General features: G+C 64.6%; 20 protein-coding genes. 12 read left to right on the top strand and 8 right to left on the bottom strand.

Annotation, left to right across the window (positions count from 1 at the left end; translation table 11 throughout):
• The first annotated feature begins 115 nt into the window (after positions 1 to 115).
• Positions 116 to 1,855: a DUF885 domain-containing protein gene (locus AX725_RS04435; protein ID WP_060977463.1), complete on the top strand. Its 1,740-nt coding sequence runs from the start codon at positions 116 to 118 to the stop codon at positions 1,853 to 1,855.
• A gap of 105 nt (positions 1,856 to 1,960) precedes the next feature.
• Here the strand turns inward: AX725_RS04435 and AX725_RS04430 are convergent, their stop codons facing one another.
• Positions 1,961 to 2,302 carry a BufA1 family periplasmic bufferin-type metallophore gene (locus AX725_RS04430; protein ID WP_060977462.1) on the bottom strand — a complete coding sequence of 114 codons (342 nt, stop codon included), beginning with the start codon at positions 2,300 to 2,302 and terminating at the stop codon, positions 1,961 to 1,963.
• Between the two features lie 123 nt (positions 2,303 to 2,425).
• On the opposite strand from AX725_RS04430, the gene tgt reads away from it, so the two are divergent.
• A complete protein-coding gene (gene tgt / locus AX725_RS04425) occupies positions 2,426 to 3,568 on the top strand; it encodes a tRNA guanosine(34) transglycosylase Tgt (protein ID WP_060977461.1) in 1,143 nt (380 codons plus the stop codon).
• Positions 3,569 to 3,615: 47 nt separating this feature from the next.
• Here the strand turns inward: tgt and AX725_RS04420 are convergent, their stop codons facing one another.
• Together AX725_RS04420 and AX725_RS04415 are read right to left on the bottom strand one after the other, a co-directional pair.
• The gene (locus AX725_RS04420) at positions 3,616 to 5,211 is read right to left on the bottom strand and encodes a sensor histidine kinase (RefSeq protein ID WP_060977460.1); all 1,596 of its coding nucleotides are present in this window, start codon (positions 5,209 to 5,211) and stop codon (positions 3,616 to 3,618) included.
• Positions 5,211 to 5,456: a NepR family anti-sigma factor gene (locus AX725_RS04415; RefSeq protein ID WP_060977459.1), complete on the bottom strand. Its 246-nt coding sequence runs from the start codon at positions 5,454 to 5,456 to the stop codon at positions 5,211 to 5,213. Before AX725_RS04415 ends, AX725_RS04420 begins: the two co-directional genes overlap by 1 nt.
• 250 nt (positions 5,457 to 5,706) lie before the next feature.
• On the opposite strand from AX725_RS04415, the gene AX725_RS04410 reads away from it, so the two are divergent.
• Entirely contained in the window at positions 5,707 to 6,519 is an 813-nt protein-coding gene (locus AX725_RS04410) for a response regulator (RefSeq protein ID WP_060977458.1), read from the top strand.
• A 286-nt stretch (positions 6,520 to 6,805) separates the two neighbouring features.
• Positions 6,806 to 8,695, top strand: a complete 1,890-nt coding sequence (locus AX725_RS04405) for an alpha/beta hydrolase family protein (RefSeq protein WP_208597829.1) — start codon at positions 6,806 to 6,808, stop codon at positions 8,693 to 8,695.
• Between the two features lie 63 nt (positions 8,696 to 8,758).
• On the opposite strand, the gene rpsD is transcribed toward AX725_RS04405, so the two are convergent.
• Complete coding sequence (rpsD, locus tag AX725_RS04400) at positions 8,759 to 9,373, bottom strand: 30S ribosomal protein S4 (protein ID WP_023836510.1); 615 nt, start codon at positions 9,371 to 9,373, stop codon at positions 8,759 to 8,761.
• Between the two features lie 224 nt (positions 9,374 to 9,597).
• Between rpsD and AX725_RS04395 the strand changes: the two genes are divergently transcribed.
• Positions 9,598 to 9,909, top strand: a complete 312-nt coding sequence (locus AX725_RS04395; RefSeq protein WP_060977469.1) for a chorismate mutase — start codon at positions 9,598 to 9,600, stop codon at positions 9,907 to 9,909.
• An 11-nt stretch (positions 9,910 to 9,920) separates the two neighbouring features.
• On the opposite strand, the gene AX725_RS04390 is transcribed toward AX725_RS04395, so the two are convergent.
• Positions 9,921 to 11,744, bottom strand: coding sequence for an ABC-F family ATP-binding cassette domain-containing protein (locus AX725_RS04390; protein WP_066043528.1), 1,824 nt, complete (start codon positions 11,742 to 11,744; stop codon positions 9,921 to 9,923).
• A gap of 121 nt (positions 11,745 to 11,865) precedes the next feature.
• Between AX725_RS04390 and AX725_RS04385 the strand changes: the two genes are divergently transcribed.
• From AX725_RS04385 to AX725_RS04365, 5 genes are all read left to right on the top strand, one after another.
• Entirely contained in the window at positions 11,866 to 12,717 is an 852-nt protein-coding gene (locus AX725_RS04385; protein WP_060977611.1) for a D-amino-acid transaminase, read from the top strand.
• A gap of 177 nt (positions 12,718 to 12,894) precedes the next feature.
• Positions 12,895 to 13,629 (top strand): SIMPL domain-containing protein, encoded by a 735-nt coding sequence (locus tag AX725_RS04380; RefSeq protein ID WP_060977607.1) that lies wholly within the window; start codon positions 12,895 to 12,897, stop codon positions 13,627 to 13,629.
• Positions 13,630 to 13,840: 211 nt separating this feature from the next.
• Positions 13,841 to 14,161 carry a PepSY domain-containing protein gene (locus tag AX725_RS04375; protein WP_060977606.1) on the top strand — a complete coding sequence of 107 codons (321 nt, stop codon included), beginning with the start codon at positions 13,841 to 13,843 and terminating at the stop codon, positions 14,159 to 14,161.
• Positions 14,162 to 14,276: 115 nt separating this feature from the next.
• Positions 14,277 to 14,954: a response regulator transcription factor gene (locus AX725_RS04370; protein WP_060977605.1), complete on the top strand. Its 678-nt coding sequence runs from the start codon at positions 14,277 to 14,279 to the stop codon at positions 14,952 to 14,954.
• 76 nt (positions 14,955 to 15,030) lie between these two features.
• On the top strand, positions 15,031 to 16,350 hold the full coding sequence (locus tag AX725_RS04365) for a sensor histidine kinase (protein WP_060977610.1): 1,320 nt from the start codon (positions 15,031 to 15,033) through the stop codon (positions 16,348 to 16,350).
• On the opposite strand, the gene truA is transcribed toward AX725_RS04365, so the two are convergent.
• Positions 16,347 to 17,087 carry a tRNA pseudouridine(38-40) synthase TruA gene (gene truA / locus AX725_RS04360; protein WP_060977604.1) on the bottom strand — a complete coding sequence of 247 codons (741 nt, stop codon included), beginning with the start codon at positions 17,085 to 17,087 and terminating at the stop codon, positions 16,347 to 16,349. The genes AX725_RS04365 and truA overlap by 4 nt on opposite strands.
• A complete protein-coding gene (fmt, locus tag AX725_RS04355) occupies positions 17,084 to 17,992 on the bottom strand; it encodes a methionyl-tRNA formyltransferase (RefSeq protein WP_060977603.1) in 909 nt (302 codons plus the stop codon). Before fmt ends, truA begins: the two co-directional genes overlap by 4 nt.
• Before the next feature lie 50 nt (positions 17,993 to 18,042).
• Between fmt and recR the strand changes: the two genes are divergently transcribed.
• Positions 18,043 to 18,639 carry a recombination mediator RecR gene (gene recR, locus AX725_RS04350; protein ID WP_023836520.1) on the top strand — a complete coding sequence of 199 codons (597 nt, stop codon included), beginning with the start codon at positions 18,043 to 18,045 and terminating at the stop codon, positions 18,637 to 18,639.
• A 131-nt stretch (positions 18,640 to 18,770) separates the two neighbouring features.
• Here recR and AX725_RS04345 read toward each other — a convergent pair whose 3' ends face one another.
• A complete protein-coding gene (locus AX725_RS04345; RefSeq protein WP_066114361.1) occupies positions 18,771 to 19,661 on the bottom strand; it encodes a metal-dependent hydrolase in 891 nt (296 codons plus the stop codon).
• A gap of 60 nt (positions 19,662 to 19,721) precedes the next feature.
• Between AX725_RS04345 and AX725_RS04340 the strand changes: the two genes are divergently transcribed.
• Entirely contained in the window at positions 19,722 to 20,318 is a 597-nt protein-coding gene (locus AX725_RS04340) for a TetR/AcrR family transcriptional regulator (RefSeq protein ID WP_060977601.1), read from the top strand.
• Positions 20,319 to 20,327 lie beyond the last annotated feature (9 nt).

Raw genomic sequence — 20,327 nt, 5'->3', positions numbered from 1 at the left:
TGAACTTGGCCGAACCATGCACAGGCTGTTGTGCGCCTGCAAAAAAATGCCTCTTTCCAACCGCGTGCAAGGGTGCCAGCAAGGGCGGAAACCGGAAATCCAAGAGGTCGCCCATATGCATCTTGCCAAACGCATTCTAGCCGCCGTCTCGCTGGCGACACTCGCTGTCTCGTGCAGCGGCGGTGCTCCCTCGGAGCCGGCGGAAAAGGGCACCGGCATCGATACCGGCAGCGAATGGGGCAAGTTCCTCGACGGTTTCCTGACCGGCTATTTCCCGCGCAATCCCGATTTCGCGGTCTATCAGGGGCGGCACGAATTCGACGGGAAGCTGCCCGACTGGTCGGAAGAGGGGCTGGCGGACCAGATCGCGTTTCTCGACAAGACGCTCGCCGATGCGCAGGCGATGGACCCCGCCAAGTTGGACGAGGACCAGAAGTTTGAGCGCGACTATCTGATCGCTGTGGTCAAGGGGGAGCTGTTCTGGCTCAAGGCCGCCGACTGGCCGCACCGCAACCCGGCCTTCTATACCGGCACGCTCGATCCGTCGGTCTATGTGACGCGGCCCTATGCCGATGTGACCACGCGCGCCAAGGCGTTCATCGCCTATGCGCGCGCCGTGCCCAAGGCGGCGGAGCAGATCAGGGCCAATCTCAAATCGCCGCTCGATCCCTATGCGATCGATTATGGCGTCAACGCCTTCGGCGGCTATGCCAGCTTCTTTACCGGCGACGCGCGCGCGGCCTTTGCCGAGGTGACCGACGAAGCGGTCAAGAAGGATCTCGAAGCCGCCACGGCCGAAGCGAGCAAGGCGATGCAGGGCCTTGCCGACTGGCTCAAGGCCGAGAAGGCCACGGCAAGGGTCGGCTATGCCATCGGACCCCAGCTGTTCTCGCAGATGCTGGTGGATACCGAGATGGTCGATCTGCCGTTGGCCGAATTGGAGGCAATCGGCGAGACGGATCTGAAACGCAACCAGCAGGCGCTCGCCACCGCCTGCGCGCAATTCGCGCCGGGCGCGACCATGCCCGATTGCATGGCCAAGCTTGCCAAGGACAAGCCCGAAGATGGCCCGGTCGCCGAGGCGCGGCGGCAGCTGCCCGAGCTGCGCGCCTTTCTGGTCGACAAGGATCTGGTCTCGATCCCCGGCACCGAAGAGGCCAAGGTCGAGGAATCGCCGCCCTATAACCGGCAGAATTCGGCCTATATCGATATTCCGGGGCCGTACGAGAAAGGCCTGCCGTCGGTCTATTACATCTCGCCGCCCGACCCGTCATGGGCACCGGAAGTTCAGGCCGAATATATTCCGCCCAGGAAAGACCTGCTGTTCACCAGCGTGCACGAGGTCTGGCCCGGCCATTTCCTCAACTTCCTCCACGCCAACCGCGCCAAGTCGTTCTTCGGCCGGCTGTTCGTCGGCTATGCCTATGCCGAAGGCTGGGCGCATTATACCGAGGAGATGATGTGGGAGGCCGGGCTCGGCAAGGGCGATCCGGAAGTGCATATCGGCCAGCTTGCCAACGCGCTGCTGCGCAACTGCCGCTATCTGTCGGCCATCGGCCTGCATACCGGCGGCATGAGCGTCGACCAGTCGATCGCGCTGTTCCGCGACCAATGCTATGTCGACGAGGGCAATGCCCGGCAGCAGGCGCTGCGCGGCACATATGATCCGGGCTATCTCAACTATACGCTCGGCAAGCTGATGATCCGCAAGCTGCGCGCCGACTGGACCGCAGGCAAGGGCGGGCGCGAGGCGTGGAAGGCGTTCCACGATGCCTTCCTATCCTATGGCGGACCGCCGGTGCCGATGGTGCGCGCGGCGATGATGGAGGAGAAAACCCCGAAAGCGGTGTTCTGATCGCCTAGAGTGATTTCGAGTGAAATGGAACATTTCACGGCTCGGAAATCACGGCAAAACAGAAAGCTAGACCCAGCTTTTGATTCCATCAAAAGCGAACAGGGTCTAGCCCTTGGGCGGAACCGGCGGATCGTTGTCGGCCACTTCGGTCAGCGATCCGCCCAGTTTCTCGCACTCGCCCGCCTCGGTGAACTTCCAGGCATTGCCCTGATAGTCGACATTCGACGTGCCCGCACAGCTGGTGCCGGGCCCGGCGGCGCAGTCATTCTGCTTGGCGAGCGCGATACCATAGCATTTTTCCTGCGCGGCCAATTCGGTCGCCGCCTTTTCGATCGCCTTGCTGCTGGTCTGCTCGGCCTCGGCCGGCTTGTCCTGCGAACAGGCCGCGAGCGAGGCCGCAGCGATCAGCGCCGAGGCAAGAGCGGTGAGGCTTGGGCTGTGCGACATTCTGCGGCTTTCCTGTGGGGTTGGATCCGGCCCTATCGCTGACACAGGCCCGCCGAGTCGTCAAACCCCTCGCGCCTTTCAAACCTTTGCTCCGCGCGGCCAAAGCCGCTAGAGCGCGCCGCCATGACCGAGACCCCGCCCAGATTCGCCTTTTCGATCACCGCGCGCGATGGCAAGGCCCGGCTGGGCGAGCTCGCCATGAAGCGCGGCACCATCCGCACGCCCGCGTTCATGCCGGTGGGTACCGCTGCCACGGTCAAGGGTATGAAGCCTGCCGAGGTGCGCGAGCTCGGTGCGGACATCATCCTGGGCAATACCTATCACCTGATGCTGCGCCCCGGTGCGGAGCGGGTGGCGCGGCTCGGCGGGCTGCACAAGTTCATGGACTGGCCGCGCCCGATCCTGACCGACAGCGGCGGCTATCAGGTGATGAGCCTTTCGGCGCTGACCAAAGTGACCGAGGAGGGCGTCGCGTTCCGCAGCCATCTGGATGGGTCGAAGCATATGCTGAGCCCCGAACGCTCGATGGAGATCCAGCGGCTGCTGGGGTCGGATATCGTCATGGCGTTCGACGAACTGGTGCCCGCCACCGCGACGCGCGATGTTCAGGCCGCCGCGATGGAGCGATCGATGCGCTGGGCGCGCCGCTCGCGCGAGGGCTTCGACAGCGGCGGCGATCATGCCGAGCGTGCTGCCCTGTTCGGCATCCAGCAGGGCTCGCTCGATGAGCAACTGCGCCAGCAATCCGCCGATGCGCTGCGCGACATAGGCTTTGATGGTTATGCGATCGGCGGCCTCGCGGTGGGCGAGGGGCAGGAGGCGATGTTCGCCGTGCTCGATTATGCGCCCGGCCAGCTGCCCGAGGATCGCCCGCGCTATCTGATGGGCGTGGGCAAGCCTGACGATCTGGTCGGCGCGGTCGAGCGCGGTGTCGACATGTTCGACTGCGTGCTGCCGACACGATCGGGGCGCAACGGCCAGGCGTTCACCTGGGACGGGCCGATCAACATCCGCAATGCGCGGCATGCCGAGGACCAGGGACCATTGGACGAGGCTTGCGGTTGCACCGCCTGCACCCGGTTCAGCCGCGCCTATCTGCATCACCTTGTCAAATCGGGCGAGATGCTCGGCGCGATGCTGATGACCGAGCACAATCTGCGCTTCTATCAGGACCTGATGGCGGGCATGCGCGCGGCGATCGGCGATGGCCGGATGGCGCAGTTCGGCGACGACTTCCGCGCACGCTATTACGCAAAGGGTGGCTAGATCGTCATTCGCGCCTGCGTGAGCGTGACGGGCCAGTCAATATCGCGTCAGACCTTCGCCGGAACGAAGACCGGCACGGCAATCGCGATGCACTCGAACGCAGTGTCGCGCTCCAGCGGCGCGCGCAGCTGGCGGGCAAGTCCGGTCATCACCCGGTCGATGCCATCGCCCAGCATTTCCTCCAGCGCCGGATTGGGGCCAAGCGCCGGGGACGCGACGCGCAGCACGATCTTGGCCGGATCGTCGCTCTTGCGAACGGCGGAGATGCGGATCGGCGCGTCGGGCCGGGTCAGGTGGATCAGCTCGAGGATCTCGGTCAGCAGAAAGGCGATCGGCACGCCGACATCCTGGCTGACATGGACATTGTCGATATCGATCATGATATCGGGCCCGTCGCCGCCGTGCACATTGTCGGCATGTTCGAAGCTGCCCGCCAGCTCGCCCACCAGCGCGCGCAGATTGATGCCCTCGTTGCGCTCGTTGCCGGCAAAATGGTTGCGATGGACGACCGCCAGCGCGTCGACGCGCCGCTGGATCTTGCCATAAGCGAGCTTGGCCGGATCGGAATCGGCCGTGCGAGCGTGCAGGTTGATCAGGCTGGCGATGATCTGCAGGTTGTTCTTCACGCGGTGATGCACTTCCCGCGTCAGCAGCACCTGCTGCTTCAGACCCTCGTCCAGCGCCTCGCGGTCCACCGACACCTTGTGCGCCAGCGCGACAAAGCCCTGGTCGAGCTCCTCGATCTCGCTGGCGTTGAACGCGGTCCTGTCCATCGGTGCCATCTGCTCGCCGATCTCGTACTGGCGCACCTTGCGCTGCAGCAGCGTCAGCGGACGGATGAGCATGATGTTGACCACCAGCCAGCCGATGATCGCGGCTGCCAGCAGGGTGATGAATGGAATGATCTGGGCCAGGAATTCGGGCGGCGACTGTTTCGGCCGGACATATCGCAGGTCCAGATTGATGCCCGCCACCATGCGCCGCGCGGTCATCAGCGCATTCAGGCTGCGCTGCCAGTTGGGGGGAATTTCCGTCAGCGGCAGCACATCGTCGCGCGAGCGCAGCTCGAATTGCGAGAGCGGAACATCATCCACTGGATCAGCCAGCGCAAACAGGCTGTCGGACGAGTAATAGGCGGCGGCGCGCGCAACCGAGACCCGGCCCCGGGTGACAAAGATCGCGCCCTTGGCGGGGATAGCCAGGGTGACGCGCGGCGGAGCGGGATCTGCGCCCACCTCGCGCAATATGCGCGGCACTGCCCCGATCTGGCATGCGGGAGGTCCCGCATTATTGGCATAGAGCAGGGCGGCAAAGCGCGTCTGCTTGGCCCCCAGCTGCTCGCGCAGGTTGAGGCAGATCTTGGCCGGATCTTCGCCGAGCGCGATTTGCGATGCGGCGGCGCTGAGGATGGCAAGATCGTTGTCGATCGCCGAGTTGAGCCGCAGGGCCGCATCGTCGACATTCTTCTGGAGCAGGCGGCTGCGCTCCTCGTTCGCCGTATCGGCCAGACTGCGGTTGGCAACAACTGCGCCGAGCGCGAGCGGCAGCAGGGCGATGGCAAGAATGAGGAAAAGGCGGGTGCCGATCGACAGGCGCGTGATCGGCGCCAGAAACGGGAACTTCGCCCGGTCTGCCTTGCGCATTATTTCAACTGCTTGAGCAAATCCAGAAAGTCGTCCGGGATCTCCTCCTCAAGCGTGCGCTGATAGACCGACTTCAGCGCATCCCCGATAAGGTGGGTCTTGCCGTCGTCACCACCGGGTTGATCGGCCGCAGCCGGATCACCCGGCGCCGGATTTTCGCTTACCAGATGCGGCTTGGTACCGGCGCGGCCCTTCACAGGCTTGTTGCCGCCGGACTGATCGTCATTGTCACGATGCACGAGCATCCCATCCCGCCTGTTGAAATTCCGTCCCGAAATGGGCTTAGCAAGCCGTCCCAACCCTGCCAAGCCCGCAAAATCGTGCGGGATTGTGCATAAACGTCTCGCTTAAGGAAACAAACTGCGGCGCGGATTGTTCCTTAGCCGAGGTTCGGTTTGTCTGCTTTCACATCCGGCATCCCTTTGCGCCCCCGGTTTTGACACGGGGGGCGGAAGGCCATAGACACGGCGCCAGCCGATAAAGGAGTTTCATTGCATGTCCCTGGGCCAGACGCTCGCTCCCCATCTACCCCTGTTGCGGCGCTACAGCCGGGCGCTCGCCGGCGATCAGCATCATGGCGATGCCTATGTGAAGGCGACGCTTCAGGCCATCATCGCCGCGCCCGACCAGTTCCCGAGCGATGTCGATGCCCGTCTGGGTCTGTACCGCGTGTTCCAGGTGATCTGGGGTTCGACGCATGACGACCGCGAGGAAGCCGACAGCTTCGATGCCTATCCCGATGCCGATGACGATTCGCGCCGTCTGCTCGCCGAGCAGCGTCTGCGGCGCATTCCGCCGCTGTCGCGCCAGGCGCTGCTGCTGACCGCGATGGAGGGTTTCTCGAACGCCGATACCGCCTATCTGATGGGCCTGGACGATCGTACCGTCTCCAGTCTGGTCAGCGAGGCGCTGAGCGAGATCGACAGCCAGATCAAGGCCAAGGTTCTGATCATCGAGGACGAGCCGATCATCGCGATGGATATCGAGACGATCGTGCGCGACCTCGGCCATGACGTGACCGGCATCGCCGTAACCCGTGACGAGGCGGTCGAGCAGGCCCGCCGCGACAAGCCGGGCCTGGTCCTTGCCGACATCCAGCTTGCCGATGACAGTTCGGGTATCGATGCGGTTGCCGACATCCTGCGCGAGATCGACGTGCCCGTGATCTTCATCACCGCCTTCCCCGAACGCCTGCTCACCGGCGAGCGTCCGGAGCCGGCCTTCCTGATCACCAAGCCTTTCCACCGCAACACGGTGCGCGCGGCGATCAGCCAGGCCCTGTTCTTCTTCGATCCCGAAACGGTGTAATCGCGAATTTGAATCCATTTTGGATGTATTTTGATGCGATGTTAAAGGCGGGCCTGTGGTCCGCCTTTTTCTTTGCGATCAACAGATCACACTTGCCTCCTGCTTGTATTCACGGCAATTTTTGTCTCGATCGAGTTTGGGGAGTGGATCTGCGATGCGTTTTTCTATCCGGGTGGCTGGCATCCTTGCCAGTCTGATGATGGCATCGACGTCAGCTATCTTGTCAGCGCAAACTGGGGATGCCGCCCCATCGATCGACATGGCGGAACAATTCGGCGCCCGCGAAATGGTGACCAACGCAAGCCTTTCGCCCGACGGCACCAAACTGGTCTATCTTTCGCCGACCCGTGGACAGGGTGTCGCTGTCATGGTGGCCGACCTGGTGCCAACCCCGCAGACGCCGCGGGGGGTCTTCCGGGTCGATGGTGAGCCGGAGCGTATCGAATCCTGCCATTGGTCGGGCAACGATCGGCTCGTCTGCATGCTCATCGCATCGGTAATGCTGGAGGGCAGGCCGCTTTATGCCTCGCGCCTGATCGCGGTCGATGCGGCCGGAGGTGAGGTCAAGGTCATCAATGTCCGCAAGGGCGGTACGGGCATGCGCCTCGGCGTGGCGCTGAGCGGCGGCAATGTCATCGACTGGAACCCATCCGAAGATGGCAACATTCTGATGGTGCGCGAATATATTCCGCAGGAGGCGGTCAGTTCGTCCGGCTCCGGCACGCTGATCGCGCAGAAGAAATCCGGCACCGGAGTCGATCTGGTCGATACGCGCACCCTGCGTAGCAAGATTGTCGAGCAGCCCGATCTCGAAGCCATGGAGTTCATCTCCGACGGTTATGGAAGAGTGCGGATCAAGGGCACGATGTCCTCGCGCGAGAATGCCGAGCTGGGCCTGCGCCGCTATTATTATCGCAAGCCCGACAGCAAGGACTGGCTGCCATTGAGCACCGTGGACAAGAGCCGACAGGGATTCGACCCCTATGCCGTCGACCCCAAGCTGAATGTCGTCTACGGCCTGAACCGCGTGGACGGGCGGCTGGCAGCCTTTCGGCGCTCGCTCGATGGCAGCAATGCCGAAACACTGGTGTTCGCGCACCCTGAGGTCGACGTCAGCGGTTTTGCTCGGATCGGTCGGCGCGGGCGCGTGATCGGCGTGCGTTACACGACCGACGCCGGCGAAATTCACTATATCGATGCCGATGTGCAGAAGATGGTCGATCAACTCGCCAAGGCGATCCCGCATCTGCCGATCGTCGAGGTGGTCGAATCGAGCGAGGATGAGCGCAAGATGCTGATCTGGGCGGGCAGCGATACCAATGCTGGTCGCTTCTTCCTGTTCGACCGGGATGCCAAGACGCTGGCCAATCTCCTCGCGATGCGGCCGGGCCTGGAACAGGTAGCGCTCGGCAAGATGCAGTCGATAACCTATCCGGCCCGCGACGGAACCCAGATACCGGCCTATCTGACGCTTCCACCAGGCAAGACCAGTGCGTCAGGGCTGCCTGTGGTGGTGATGCCGCATGGCGGGCCGGAGGCGCGCGACAGTTGGGGATTCGACTGGCTGCCCCAGTTCTTTGCGCAGCGCGGCTATGCGGTGCTGCAGCCCAACTTCCGGGGATCGGCTGGCTATGGCCAGAGCTGGCTCAAGCGCAATGCATTCCAGGACTGGCAACTTGCGATCGGTGATGTCAACGATGGCGCCCACTGGCTGGCCAGGCAGGGCGCGGACGCAAAACGCATGGCCATTTTTGGCTGGTCCTATGGCGGCTACGCGGCGCTGCAATCCAATGTGCTGGAGCCGGACCTGTTCAAGGCGGTCGTCGCGGTCGCGCCGGTGACCGACCTCGCCCTGCTGCGCAGCGACAGCTATGGCTGGGGCGACTATGCCTATGTCCGCGATTTTCTTGGCGAGGGAAAGCATATCAAGGAAGGCTCACCCGCGCAGAATGCCGCCGCGTTCAAGGCGCCGGTGCTGATGTTCCATGGCGATATCGACCGCAATGTCGACGTGGGGCATGCCAAGCTCATGGACGCCAAGCTGAAGGATGCCGGGCGCAGTTCAGAGCTGCACATCTACAAGAACCGCGACCATTATCTGGAAGATGGCGAGATCCGCGCCGAACTTTTGCGCACCAGCGCCGCGTTCATGGAAAAGGCGTTTGCGGGCCAATGATGCAACAAAAAAGGCGGGCTTTGCGGCCCGCCTTTTTCGTATCTGTTTCGGTGATGAAACCGATCAGCGCGAATAGAATTCGACGACCAGATTGGGTTCCATCTTCACCGGATAGGGCACTTCGTCCAGCGTCGGAATGCGCGTGAAGGTGACCTTGTCGGTGCCGTCGGGAGCGACATAATCGGGGATGTCGCGCTCGGCCAGGCCCTGGGCTTCGATGACCAGCGCCATTTCCTGCGCCTTCTTGCCCAGCGACACGACGTCACCCGGCTTCACCTTGCGCGAGGCGATGTTGCACTTCACGCCGTTGACGCGGATGTGGCCGTGGCTGACGATCTGGCGCGCAGCGAAGATGGTCGGCGCGAACTTGGCGCGATAGACGACCATGTCGAGGCGCTGTTCCAGCAGACCGATCAGGTTCTGGCTGGTGTCGCCCTTCATGCGGCTGGCTTCGGTATAGTTCTTCTTGAACTGCTTCTCGGTGATTTCGCCGTAATAGCCCTTGAGCTTCTGCTTGGCGCGGAGCTGCAGGCCGAAGTCGGACATCTTGCCCTTGCGGCGCTGGCCGTGCTGGCCGGGGCCGTATTCGCGCTTGTTGACGGGCGACTTGGGGCGACCCCAGATGTTCTCGCCCATGCGGCGATCGAGCTTGTACTTTGCACTGTTGCGTTTGGACACGCGTCATTCTCCAATTTGCTGTCTGAGTGTCAGACGAACCACAGCCTGAATGCTGCGGCTTCCAGTCCCGGAATCGCGCCATGGTGCCGATAATGCGCCATGCGGCCGCTGCTTCACCGGGGTGCAGGGCCAATTGCGAAGCGCGGCCTATGGCGAAGGTGGCTGCGAGAGTCAAGTCGCGCCGCGCGCTCGACAGGCGCTGCGGGCGCGGCTATCCGGAGGCCATGTCAGACACTGTCAAAGCACCGGAAGACTGCGCGACCATGGCCGAGGTGCGCGCGGGCGTCGATGCGCTCGATCGCGAGCTCATCGAACTGTTCGCGCGGCGTTTCGGCTATATGCGCGCCGCCGCCCGGATCAAGCCCGACCGCTCGATGGTCCGCGACGAGGCGCGCAAGGCGCAGGTGATCGCCCAGGCCAAGGCTGCAGCGTTCGAGCTCGGCGTTCCCGTCGGCCTGATCGGCGATTTCTGGGACCGGCTGGTCGAAGCCTCGATCGCCTATGAAGGCGAGCACTGGGAATTGCTGCGGCGCTGAACGCCAGGCGGTCAGCCCATCGCCTCGACCATTTCCGCGAGTTCCAGCCAGCGCATTTCCGCCGCGTCCTTCTCGTCGCGCGCCTTCTCGATCGCCTTGGTCAGCGCGGCGAATTTCGCCGGATCGCGGGTGTAGAGATCGGGGTCCGACAAAGCCGCCTCGTCGCGCGCGATCGCCGCTTCGATCGCCTCGATCCGCTCGGGCAACGTGTCGTAATCGCGCTGGTCCTTGTAGCTGAGCTTGGCGCGCTGGGGCCTGGGCGGCGGCGGAGGCGCCGCAGCGGCAGCCGCAGTGGCTGCGGCTTTCGACGCGCCCGACTTGACCCAGTTCGCCATGCGCTGCTTGCGCTGCTTCTCCCAGTCGGCATAGCCGCCCGCGACGACATCGACCGTGCCCGATCCGTCGAGCCCCAGCGTCACCGTCACCGTGCGATCGAGAAAGTCGCGGTCATGGCTGACGATCAGCACGGTGCCGTCATAATCCGAAATTACCTCCTGCAGCAGGTCGAGCGTTTCCAGATCGAGATCGTTGGTCGGCTCGTCGAGCACCAGCAGGTTCGAGGCGCGGGCAAATTCGCGCGCCAGCAGCAGGCGCGAGCGCTCTCCGCCCGAAAGCGTCCCGATCCGCGCTTCGACCAGGCCGGGATCGAACAGGAATTCCTTGAGATAGCCCTGGATGTGCTTTCGCACCCCGCGCACATCGATCCAGTCGCCGCCCTCGGCCAGCACGTCGCGCACGCGCTTTTCGGGCTGCATCAGCTTGCGTTGCTGGTCGATGATGACGCCGTCGAGCGTCTTGGCGAGGGTGATCGTGCCGCTATCGGGCTCGAGCTCGCCGGTGAGCAGGCGGATCAGCGTCGTCTTGCCCGCGCCGTTGGAGCCCACGATGCCGATCCGGTCGCCGCGCTGCACGCGCAGCGAGAAGTCCTTGATGATCGTGCGCTTCGCTTCGCCCTCGCCGAAGCTCTTGAACACGCGGTCGGCGACGATCACCGACTTGGTCTTGCTGTTGTCGCTCACCGCCTCCAGCTTGGCTGTGCCTTGCGGACCGAGCATAGAGGCGCGTTGCGCGCGCATCTCCCACAGCTTGGCGAGGCGCCCCTGGTTGCGCTTGCGCCGTGCGGTGACGCCGCGCTCCAGCCAGTGCGCCTCGATCTTCAGCTTGGCATCGAGCTTGTCGGCGGCGCGCGCCTCTTCGGCATAGACCTGCTCCATCCAGGCCTCATAGCCGCCAAAGCCGATTTCCTGACGGCGCAGATTGCCGCGGTCGAGCCAAAGCGTCTGGCGGGTCAGCCGCTCGAGGAACGTGCGGTCATGGCTGATGACGACGAACGCGCCGTTGAAGCGACCGAGCCAGCTTTCGAGCCAGTCGATCGCGGCGAGGTCGAGATGGTTGGTGGGCTCGTCGAGCAGCAGCACATCGGGTTCGCTGGCCAGCGCGCGGCAGATCGCGGCGCGGCGGCGTTCGCCCCCGCTGGCGGTGGCCGCATCGCGCGAAAGGTCGATGCCGATCTGGTCGGCGATCGCGGCGACCTCGTGCGCGGGCGGGGCGTCATCGCCCGCCAGTGCCCAGTCGCTCAGCGTCGCAAAGCCCTTGAAATCCGGGTCCTGCGCCAGCATCACCACGCGGACGCCCGGCTGCACGGTGCGACGTCCGCGGTCGGCCTCGATCTCGCCCGCGATCAGCCGCAGCATCGTCGTCTTGCCCGCCCCGTTGCGCCCGATCAGCGCCAGCCGGTCGCGCGGGCCGATATGGAGGTTGATATCGCGGAACAACCAGCCGGTGCCCTGGACCAGGCCAAGGTCTTCGTACGAAAGGACGGGGGGAGTGGACATGCCCGCCACTTAGGCGGGGGCGGGGCAGGGCGCAATCCCCGCCCTCAGCAGCATATCCGGCTTGACCGCAGGCGCAGCGCGGGCGCAAGACGCAGGGAAAATCGCCGAGAAAGGGTCGCGCATGCGTACGGTTTACATCAACGGCCAGTTCGTCGCGGAAGATGCGGCACATGTCTCGATCTTCGATCGCGGGCTGCTGTTCGCCGATGCGGTGTACGAGGTCTTCTCGGTGCTCGACGGGCGGGTCATCGATTATGCCGCACATATGATGCGGCTCGAGCGCTCGCTCGCCGAGATGACGATCGACTATGATTGCAGCGCGGCAGACTGGCCCGGCATCATCGCGACCCTGATCGAGCGCAACGCGCTGACCGAGGGGACGATCTACCTGCAGGTCAGCCGCGGCGCGGCGGATCGCGATTTCCTGTTTCCGAAGGCGGACACGCCGGCGACCGTGTTCGCCTTCACGCAGAGCCGGTCGCTGGTCGCCAATCCGATGGCCGAGCGGGGCATGCGCATCATCACCCGGCCCGATCGGCGCTGGGGGCGGCGCGACATCAAGACGGTGCAGTTGCTCTATGCCAGCATGATGAAGATGGAGGCCAAGGCGGCGGGCGTCGACGATGTCTGGCTGGTCGAGGGGGATGTCGTCACCGAAGGGACCTCGCAGAACGCCTGCATCATCACCCCGAACGGGCATCTGGTGACGCGTGATCTGGGGCATCACATCCTGCCGGGCGTGACACGGCTCAGCCTCATCGACATCGCACGGGAAAGCGGCATCACGGTGGAAGAACGGCCGTTCACGATCGCCGAGGCGCAGGGCGCGGCCGAGGCCTTCGTCACCTCGGCCTCGCTGTTCGTGACGCCGGTGGTCGAGATCGACGGGCTCAGCGTCGGCGATGGGCGTCCGGGCATCGAGACGATGGCGCTGCGCAAGGCCTATGTCGACCATGCCCGCGCGCAGGGTTAAAGGTTTACATTCCTGTCGGGGGGCTGATCCGATCGTTCAGCCTGCGGCAAAGCGTTTTGTTTCATAGCCAGGCCGTTCTCCGGCGCAAGCCGGAGTCCAGGGGCAACCCTAGACTGCAACCGCCTCTGGGTTCCGGCGTTCGCCGGAACACGTTGAACACATCTGGAGAATTACCCCATGACCACCCCGCTCGTCCGCGCGCTTCCCCTAGCGATCCTTGCCGCCGCCGCGACGCCCGCTGTCGCCGCTGTCGAGATCACCCCCAGCGCCGGTGCGCCGGTCGTCGAGCTCAGCGTCACCGAAACCGTGCTCGGCGCGCCCGATACCGCGACCTTCAGCACCGGTGTGACCAGCAAGGCGCCGACCGCGTCTGCGGCGCTGCGCCAGAACTCGGCGGACATGGACAAGGTGATCAAGCAGATCGTGGCATTGGGCATCAAGCGCGAGGACATCCAGACCTCGGGCATCAACCTGAACATGGACTATGAATATGGCACCGATGGCCGTGCGCCGCGCTTCATCGGTTACCAGGTGACCAACACGGTGACGGTGAAGGTGCGCCAGGTCGACCGTCTGGGTGCGATCCTCGATTCGGTCGTGTCGCAGGGTGCGAACAATATTTCCGGCCCCTTCTTCAGCATTGACGATGACAGCGCCGCGCAGGCCGAGGCGCGCGACAAGGCGATGAAGCGCGCGCAGATGCAGGCGCTGGATTATGCCAAGCGCGTCGGCTTTACCGGCGTGCAGGTGCTTGCGGTGTCGGAAGCGACGTACAACGCCTCGCCCTTTGGCGGTGCGGATATGAAGATGGCACCGCGTGGCGTGGTGATGGCAGAAGCCGCGGCGCCTGTCGAAGGGGGGCAGGTCGGCACCAGCGTCACGGTCAACGTCACCTATCAGATGACGCGCTGAGCGGTAGCATCTAGCCAATCCAATCTCGTCACCCCCGCGCACGCGGGGGTCCCGCTTCGTCGCTGACTCCGGCGCAGAAGCGGGATTCCCGCTCTCGCGGGAATGACGGGGAGGGGGGCGGGAAAGGCGCTCGAACCACTGGCCAAAGGCTGCACAAGGCGTTAGCGGGGTATTCAGCGGTTATTCAATGAAACCGGGCTAGATACGCATCATGAACCTGCTCTCTTCCACTCTTTCTGCACTGGCGCTGGCTTCGGTCGCTCTGGCCTCCAGCGCGCCCCAGGCCGATGCGCTAGACGGCAAGCGCCGGGGCGAGCAGAGCGAGGCGCGCGAGCAGTTCATGGCCGGACAGGTCAAGTCGCTGCGCGAGATCGAGGGCCGCATCCTCCCCCGAATGCGCGGGATGCAGTATCTGGGTCCGGAATATGACGCCGATACACAGGTCTACCGGCTGAAGTTCCTCGACAATGGCAGGGTGATCTTTGTCGATGTCGATGCCCGCACCGGAGCGATCCTGCGTCAGGCGGGTTGATCGGCCCCCGGTTTCTTCTCGCCTTGTAACCCCTGTTCATTTCCCCGATATGGGGGGCTTTCCATAAGGGCAGCGTCCGCCGCCCGGCATTGCACCCGTATTCCAGGAGTTGCCCATGCGCATTCTGATCGTCGAGGATGAACCGACCCTTGGCAAACAGCTCAAGTCCACGCTCGAGGCGACCGGCTATGCCGTCGATCTGTCCACCGATGGCGAGGACGGGCATTTCATGGGCTCAACCGAGGATTATGACGCGGTGATCCTGGACCTCGGCCTGCCCGAGATCGACGGCCTGACCGTGCTGGGCATGTGGCGCAAGGAAGGGCGGACCTTCCCGGTGCTGGTGTTGACCGCGCGCGACAGCTGGTCGGACAAGGTCGCTGGGCTCGATGCCGGCGCGGACGACTATCTCGCCAAACCCTTCCAGACCGAAGAGCTGATCGCCCGGCTGCGCGCGCTGATCCGCCGCGCCTCAGGCAATGCCTCGAGCGAGCTGATCGCGGGCGATGTCCGGCTCGACACGCGCTCGGGCAAGGTGTCATTGAACGGCGAGCCGGTGAAGCTCACCGCGCAGGAATACAAGCTGCTGTCGTATCTGCTCCACCACAAGGGCAAGGTCATCAGCCGTACCGAGCTGATCGAGCATATCTACGATCAGGATTTCGATCGCGATTCCAACACGATCGAGGTGTTTGTTACGCGCATCCGCAAGAAGCTGGGCCCTGATGTGATCACGACGATCCGGGGCCTGGGTTACAGCCTTGAAGACCCTGCCGAGCGTGTCAGCAGCTGAAGCCCTGCAGCCGGGCGCGGCAGACCAGGTCGCCGCGCCCGCGCCGCTGCCCAATACGGGTTCGCTCAGCCGCCGCATGATCGGCATTGCGGCGGCATGGATTTTCGTGCTGCTGCTGAGCGGTGGCCTCGCGCTCGACCGCATCCTCACCAACACCATCACCACCAGCTTCGACGACCAGCTCGAATATGTGCTGACCGCGATGATCTCCTCGGCGGAGATCGGCCCCGATGGCGAGGTATTCTTCAACCGCCCGCTCGGCGACCAACGCTTTCTGGAGCCCAATAGCGGGCTCTACTGGCAGATCAGCGGCCAGGGCCATGCCGATTTCACCTCGCGATCGCTGTGGGACCGCGCGCTGAAGATTGAGACCGCGCACAGCGATGCGCAGCCGCATATCTACGACAGCGACCAGTTCCCCGATCACGAACTGCGCATCATCGAGCAGTCGATCTATCTGCCCGGCTCCAAGGTGCGCTGGCGCTTCATGGTGGCGCAGTCGCGCGCCGAGATGGACCTGCAGTTGCGCCAGTTGCGCGAGACGCTGGGCTATAGTTTCGCGTTGCTCGCCTTAGGTCTGATCATGATGGCAGGGCTTCAGACGCTCTATGGCCTGTGGCCGCTGCGCAAGGTCAAGGAGGCGATTCAGGCGATGCGCACGGGCCGCATGGACCGGGTGCGCGATCCCATGCCGATCGAGGTGATGCCGATGGTCGAGGAGCTGAACGCGTTGCTCGAGCATAACGAGAAACAGGCCGAAGAGGCGCGGCGGCATGCGGGCAATCTGGCGCATGCGCTCAAGACGCCGCTCACCGTGGTGATGAACAGCGCCACCGCACGCGCCGATGACCTTGCCGATACCGTGATCCGCGAGGCGGCGGTCATGCGGCGGCAAGTGGACCATCATCTCGCCCGTGCGCGCGCTGTCGGACGGCGCGGCCAGGCGCTGGCCCGCGCGAACGTGTGGGAAAGCGCGCAGGCGGTGGAACGCGCTGTCGTCCGTCTTTATCCGCATGTCCGCTGCGACCTCGATGGCAGCAAGATCGCCGAGGTCGCGATCGAGCGGCAGGATCTGGAAGAAATGCTCGGCAATCTCGTCGAAAATGCCGGCAAATATGGCGGCGGCAGCGTGTTCGTCACCATCGATCCCAAGGGTGCGGCGGACCCGAAGCTGGTCGATATCTGGATCGAGGACGATGGCACCGGCATCCCGGAAAAGGAGCGCGAGCGCATCTTCGATCGCGGCGCGCGGCTCGATACCGGCAAGCCGGGCACGGGCCTGGGGCTCGCGATCGTCCGCGATGTCGCGGAGATTTACGGTGGCAAGGTCGAGCTCGACGAGAGCGAGGACTTGGGCGGACTGCTGGTGCGCCTGCGCCTGCCGCGTGCAGCTTAAGCGTAGGTCGCGCCTGCGAAATAGAGCCCATCGGGCGGCGCGTTGAAGCCCAGAGCCGCGCGGTCGCGCGCGTCGAGCGCAGCCTTCAGATCCTCGCCCGACCATTTTCCGCGCCCGACCAGCACCAGACAGCCGACCATCGAGCGCACCTGATGGTGCAGGAACGAGCGCGCGGCGGCGTGAATGTCGATCTCGTCGCCATCGCGGACAACGTCGAGCCGATCGAGCGTCTTGACCGGGCTCGCCGCCTGGCAGTGCACCGAGCGGAAGGTGGTGAAATCGTGATGCCCGACCAGATGCTGCGCGGCGGCATGCATCGCGGGCACGTCGAGCGGCGCGGACACCTGCCACGCCTTGCCGCGTTCCAGCGTCAGCGGCGCGCGGCGGTTGGTAATGCGGTAGATATAGGACCGACCGGTGCAGCTGAACCGCGCGTGCCAGTCATCTGGCACGATCTCGCAGGCGAGCACTGCGATGGGCTCAGGCCTGAGTTTCGCGTTCAGCGCCTCCATCAGCCGAAACGGCTCGATGCGCTTGGCAATATCGACATGCGCGCGCATCGCGAGAGCATGGACCCCAGCGTCGGTGCGTCCGGCGGCGTGCATGATCGCCTCTTCGCCGGTGATCGCCTGGACTGCGTCCTCGACATGCTGCTGCACGCTGGGGCCATGCGCCTGGCGTTGCAGCCCCATGAACGGGCCGCCGTCAAACTCCAGCGTCAGGGCAAAGCGCGTCATGCGATGGACGTTCCGGGTGCGATGGCAAAGCCACGGAGAAAGTCTTCGAGCGGCATGGCGGGCCGGCCCGCGCGCTGGATGATAGTGGGCCGGATCGCGCCAACGGCGCAGGCGATGGTGAGATGGTCGTCGAGAATGGTCCCGGATGGCGCGCCACTGCCGGCGACGATCTCTGCGGCATGCACCCGGAAGCGCTCGCCACCCAGCTCGAAAAACGCGCCGGGCATCGGGTTGAAGGCGCGCACCTGGCGTTCGACCTGTTCGGCGCCTTGCGAGACATCCAGCCGCGCCTCGGCCTTGTCGATCTTGGCGGCATAGGTCACGCCCTCGTCCGGCTGCACCACCGGCGGATAGCTGGCAAGGTCGCCCAGCACCTGCACCATCAGCCGCGCGCCCAGTTCGGCGATCTCGGTCGTCAGCTCGCCCGCCGTTTTGCCCGCAACCGGGGTCTCGCCCTTGAGCAGCATCGGCCCGGTATCGAGCCCGGCCTCCATCTGCATGATCGTGACGCCCGTGAACTCATCTCCGGCGAGGATTGCACGCTGCACCGGCGCGGCCCCGCGCCAGCGCGGCAGCAACGATCCGTGCACGTTGAGGCAGCCATGACGCGGCGCATCGAGCACCGCGCGCGGCAGGATCAGGCCATAGGCGGCGACGATACAGGCATCGAGGTCGAGCGCAGCGAACGCGGCCTTTTCGTCGTCGCCCTTGAGCGAGACTGGTGTGCGCACCTCCAGCCCCAATTCCTCGGCCAGCTGGTGTATGGGCGAGGGGGTCAGCTTCTTGCCGCGATGCGCCGGGCGCGGCGGCTGGCTGTAGACCACTGCAATCTCGTGCCCGGCCTCCACCAGCGCGCGCAGGGTCGGCACGGCAAAATCGGGGGTTCCCATGAAGGCGAGGCGCATGACGGACTTTTCTTTTGCTTGGGGCGATGCGGCTCCGTAAAGCTCAGGCCATGGCATCGCAAGAGATTGAGGACCTGGCCGCCGCGCTGGCCCGTTTGCCGGGGCTGGGGCCGCGCTCGGCGCGCCGGGCCGTCCTGTACCTGCTCAAGAAGCGCGAGAGCGCGTTCACGCCGCTGGTCGAGGCGATGGAACGCGTCCGCGCGAACCTCTCGACCTGCGACATCTGCGGCAATGTCGATACGCAGAACCCGTGCGGCATCTGCACCGATCCGCGCCGCGATCCGCGCAGCCTGTGTGTGGTCGAAGAGGTGTCGGACCTCTGGGCGCTCGACCGGTCGCGGCTGTTCGTCGGGCGCTATCACGTGCTGGGGGGACGGTTGTCCGCGCTCGACGGCATCGGGCCGGAGGATCTGGGCGTCGCCTCGCTGATCGCGCGCGTTGCCGAAGGCGGTATCGACGAGGTGGTGCTGGCAATGAACGCGACGCTCGAGGGGCAGACCACGGCGCATTATCTGGCCGAACGGCTCGAGGGCTATCCCGTGCGCCTCACCCAGCTCGCCCAGGGCCTGCCGATGGGCGGCGAGCTGGATTATCTCGACGAAGGGACGCTGGCACAGGCGCTCAGAGCGAGGAAGCCGGTGGTCTAGGGGCGCTTCCCCCGTGTGTTCCCGTCCTTCGCGCGAAAGCGGGAATCCCGCTCTACTGCAGACCATTGCCCAAGAAGCGGGACCCCCGCCTGCGCGGGGGGGGGGGCGCCTTGCAGAGGAGAGCGGTGCCCTTACTCCGCCGGAACCAGCGCGGGCTCTGCTTTCGCCATCACCGCATCCTGATAGTCGCTCTCGGCGAGCTGGATCAGGTGGCGGTCGTCATGCTTCCACGGGTGGAAGCCGGGCAGGAAATAGGTCATCCAGGGCAGGATGATCTTGCGCGCCATGCCGGGGTTGCCAAACGCGTACCAGAAGAGTTGCGCCCAGACCTTGGGGCCGGTCAGGCCATCCTGGCGCAGCAGTTCGAGCATGCCGACCGCGCGATGGTGCAGGAAGTTCTTGGTGACGACCAGCATCACCAGCGACTTGACCTTCCAGCGCTGCCAGCGGCTCCAGTCCTTCGTCGCGTGCATCCAGGTGTCGAACGCGACGCCCTTGTGCTCGATCTCTTCCATCGCGTGCCAGCGCCACAGATCACGCGAATCGGCGTCGGCGGTCTCGAGATGCTTCGGATTGGCGAGCAGCTGCTGCGCCAGGATCGCAGTGAAATGTTCGAGTGCCATGGTCGATGCCAGGTTGGCGATCTTCGGACGGCCCTTGGTCAGCGCCAGCGCCTTGTCGACATCTTCCTCGAGCCGCTTGACGTCGTAACCTGCATCCACCACGCGACGATTGAACGCAACATGCTCGCGCGTGTGATTGATCTCCTGCTTCACAAAGGCCCGGATTTCGCTCGCCAGCCGCTCGGAGGTGCCTTCGCGGAATTCCTTCACGCTTTCGATAAAAAAGGCTTCGCCCTTGGGGAAGGTGACCGACAGCGCGTTGTAGAAGGCGGTGCCGATCGGATCGCCGCCCATCCACCAGCGGCGCATCTTGCTGTCGCGGATGATCAGTTCCAGATCGGCAGGCGTGTGCTTGCGATCAATGGAATCGGCGTTCGAAAAGGATTGCGGAGCGTTCATGGCGGGGTCCATAATGCAGGGGTGTTGTTTACACTGATGACAATAAGGTTACTTACATAGATGTCAATAGCGAAAAGACGGCTGAGCCCCGAACAGAGCCGCACCGCGGCCCTGGCCGCCGCGCGCGAGCTGCTGATCGAAACCGGACCCCAGGCGGTGACGCTGAAGGCGGTGAGCGGCCGGATCGGGCGGACGCATGCCAATCTGCTCCACCATTTCGGATCGGCCTCGGGCCTGCAAAAGGCACTGGCGGAATATCTCGCGCAATCGATCTGCCAGATGATCGGCGCGGCGGTGATCCGCCTGCGCAACGGTGAGGGCACGCCGCGCGATATTGTCGACATGGCGTTCGATGCGTTTGACCGCGAGGGGGCAGGGGCGCTCGCCTGCTGGATGCTGCTGTCGGGCAACGAGGATGCGCTCGATCCGATCGTCGAGGCGATCCATCAGCTGGTCGACGAGCTCGCCGAACATGCGCCCGAGGGCCGCACGCTGCACGAGGATACACTGTCGCTGTGCACGATGGCGCTGGGCGACGCGCTGATGGGTGCGCAACTGGCAGGCGCGCTGGGGCTCGATCGCGACACGGGACGCGCGATCGCGGAAAAGCAGCTGATCGCGTCGCTGCTCAGCTGGCAGGAGGGGCAGCCGGTGTGAACCGGGCTG

Origin of the sequence: Blastomonas sp. CCH9-A1 (assembly GCF_001557175.1) — a bacterium.
Lineage (GTDB): Bacteria > Pseudomonadota > Alphaproteobacteria > Sphingomonadales > Sphingomonadaceae > Blastomonas > Blastomonas delafieldii_A.
Note: the sequence above shows the minus strand (reverse complement) of the source record. Positions and strands in the feature narration are given on the sequence as shown.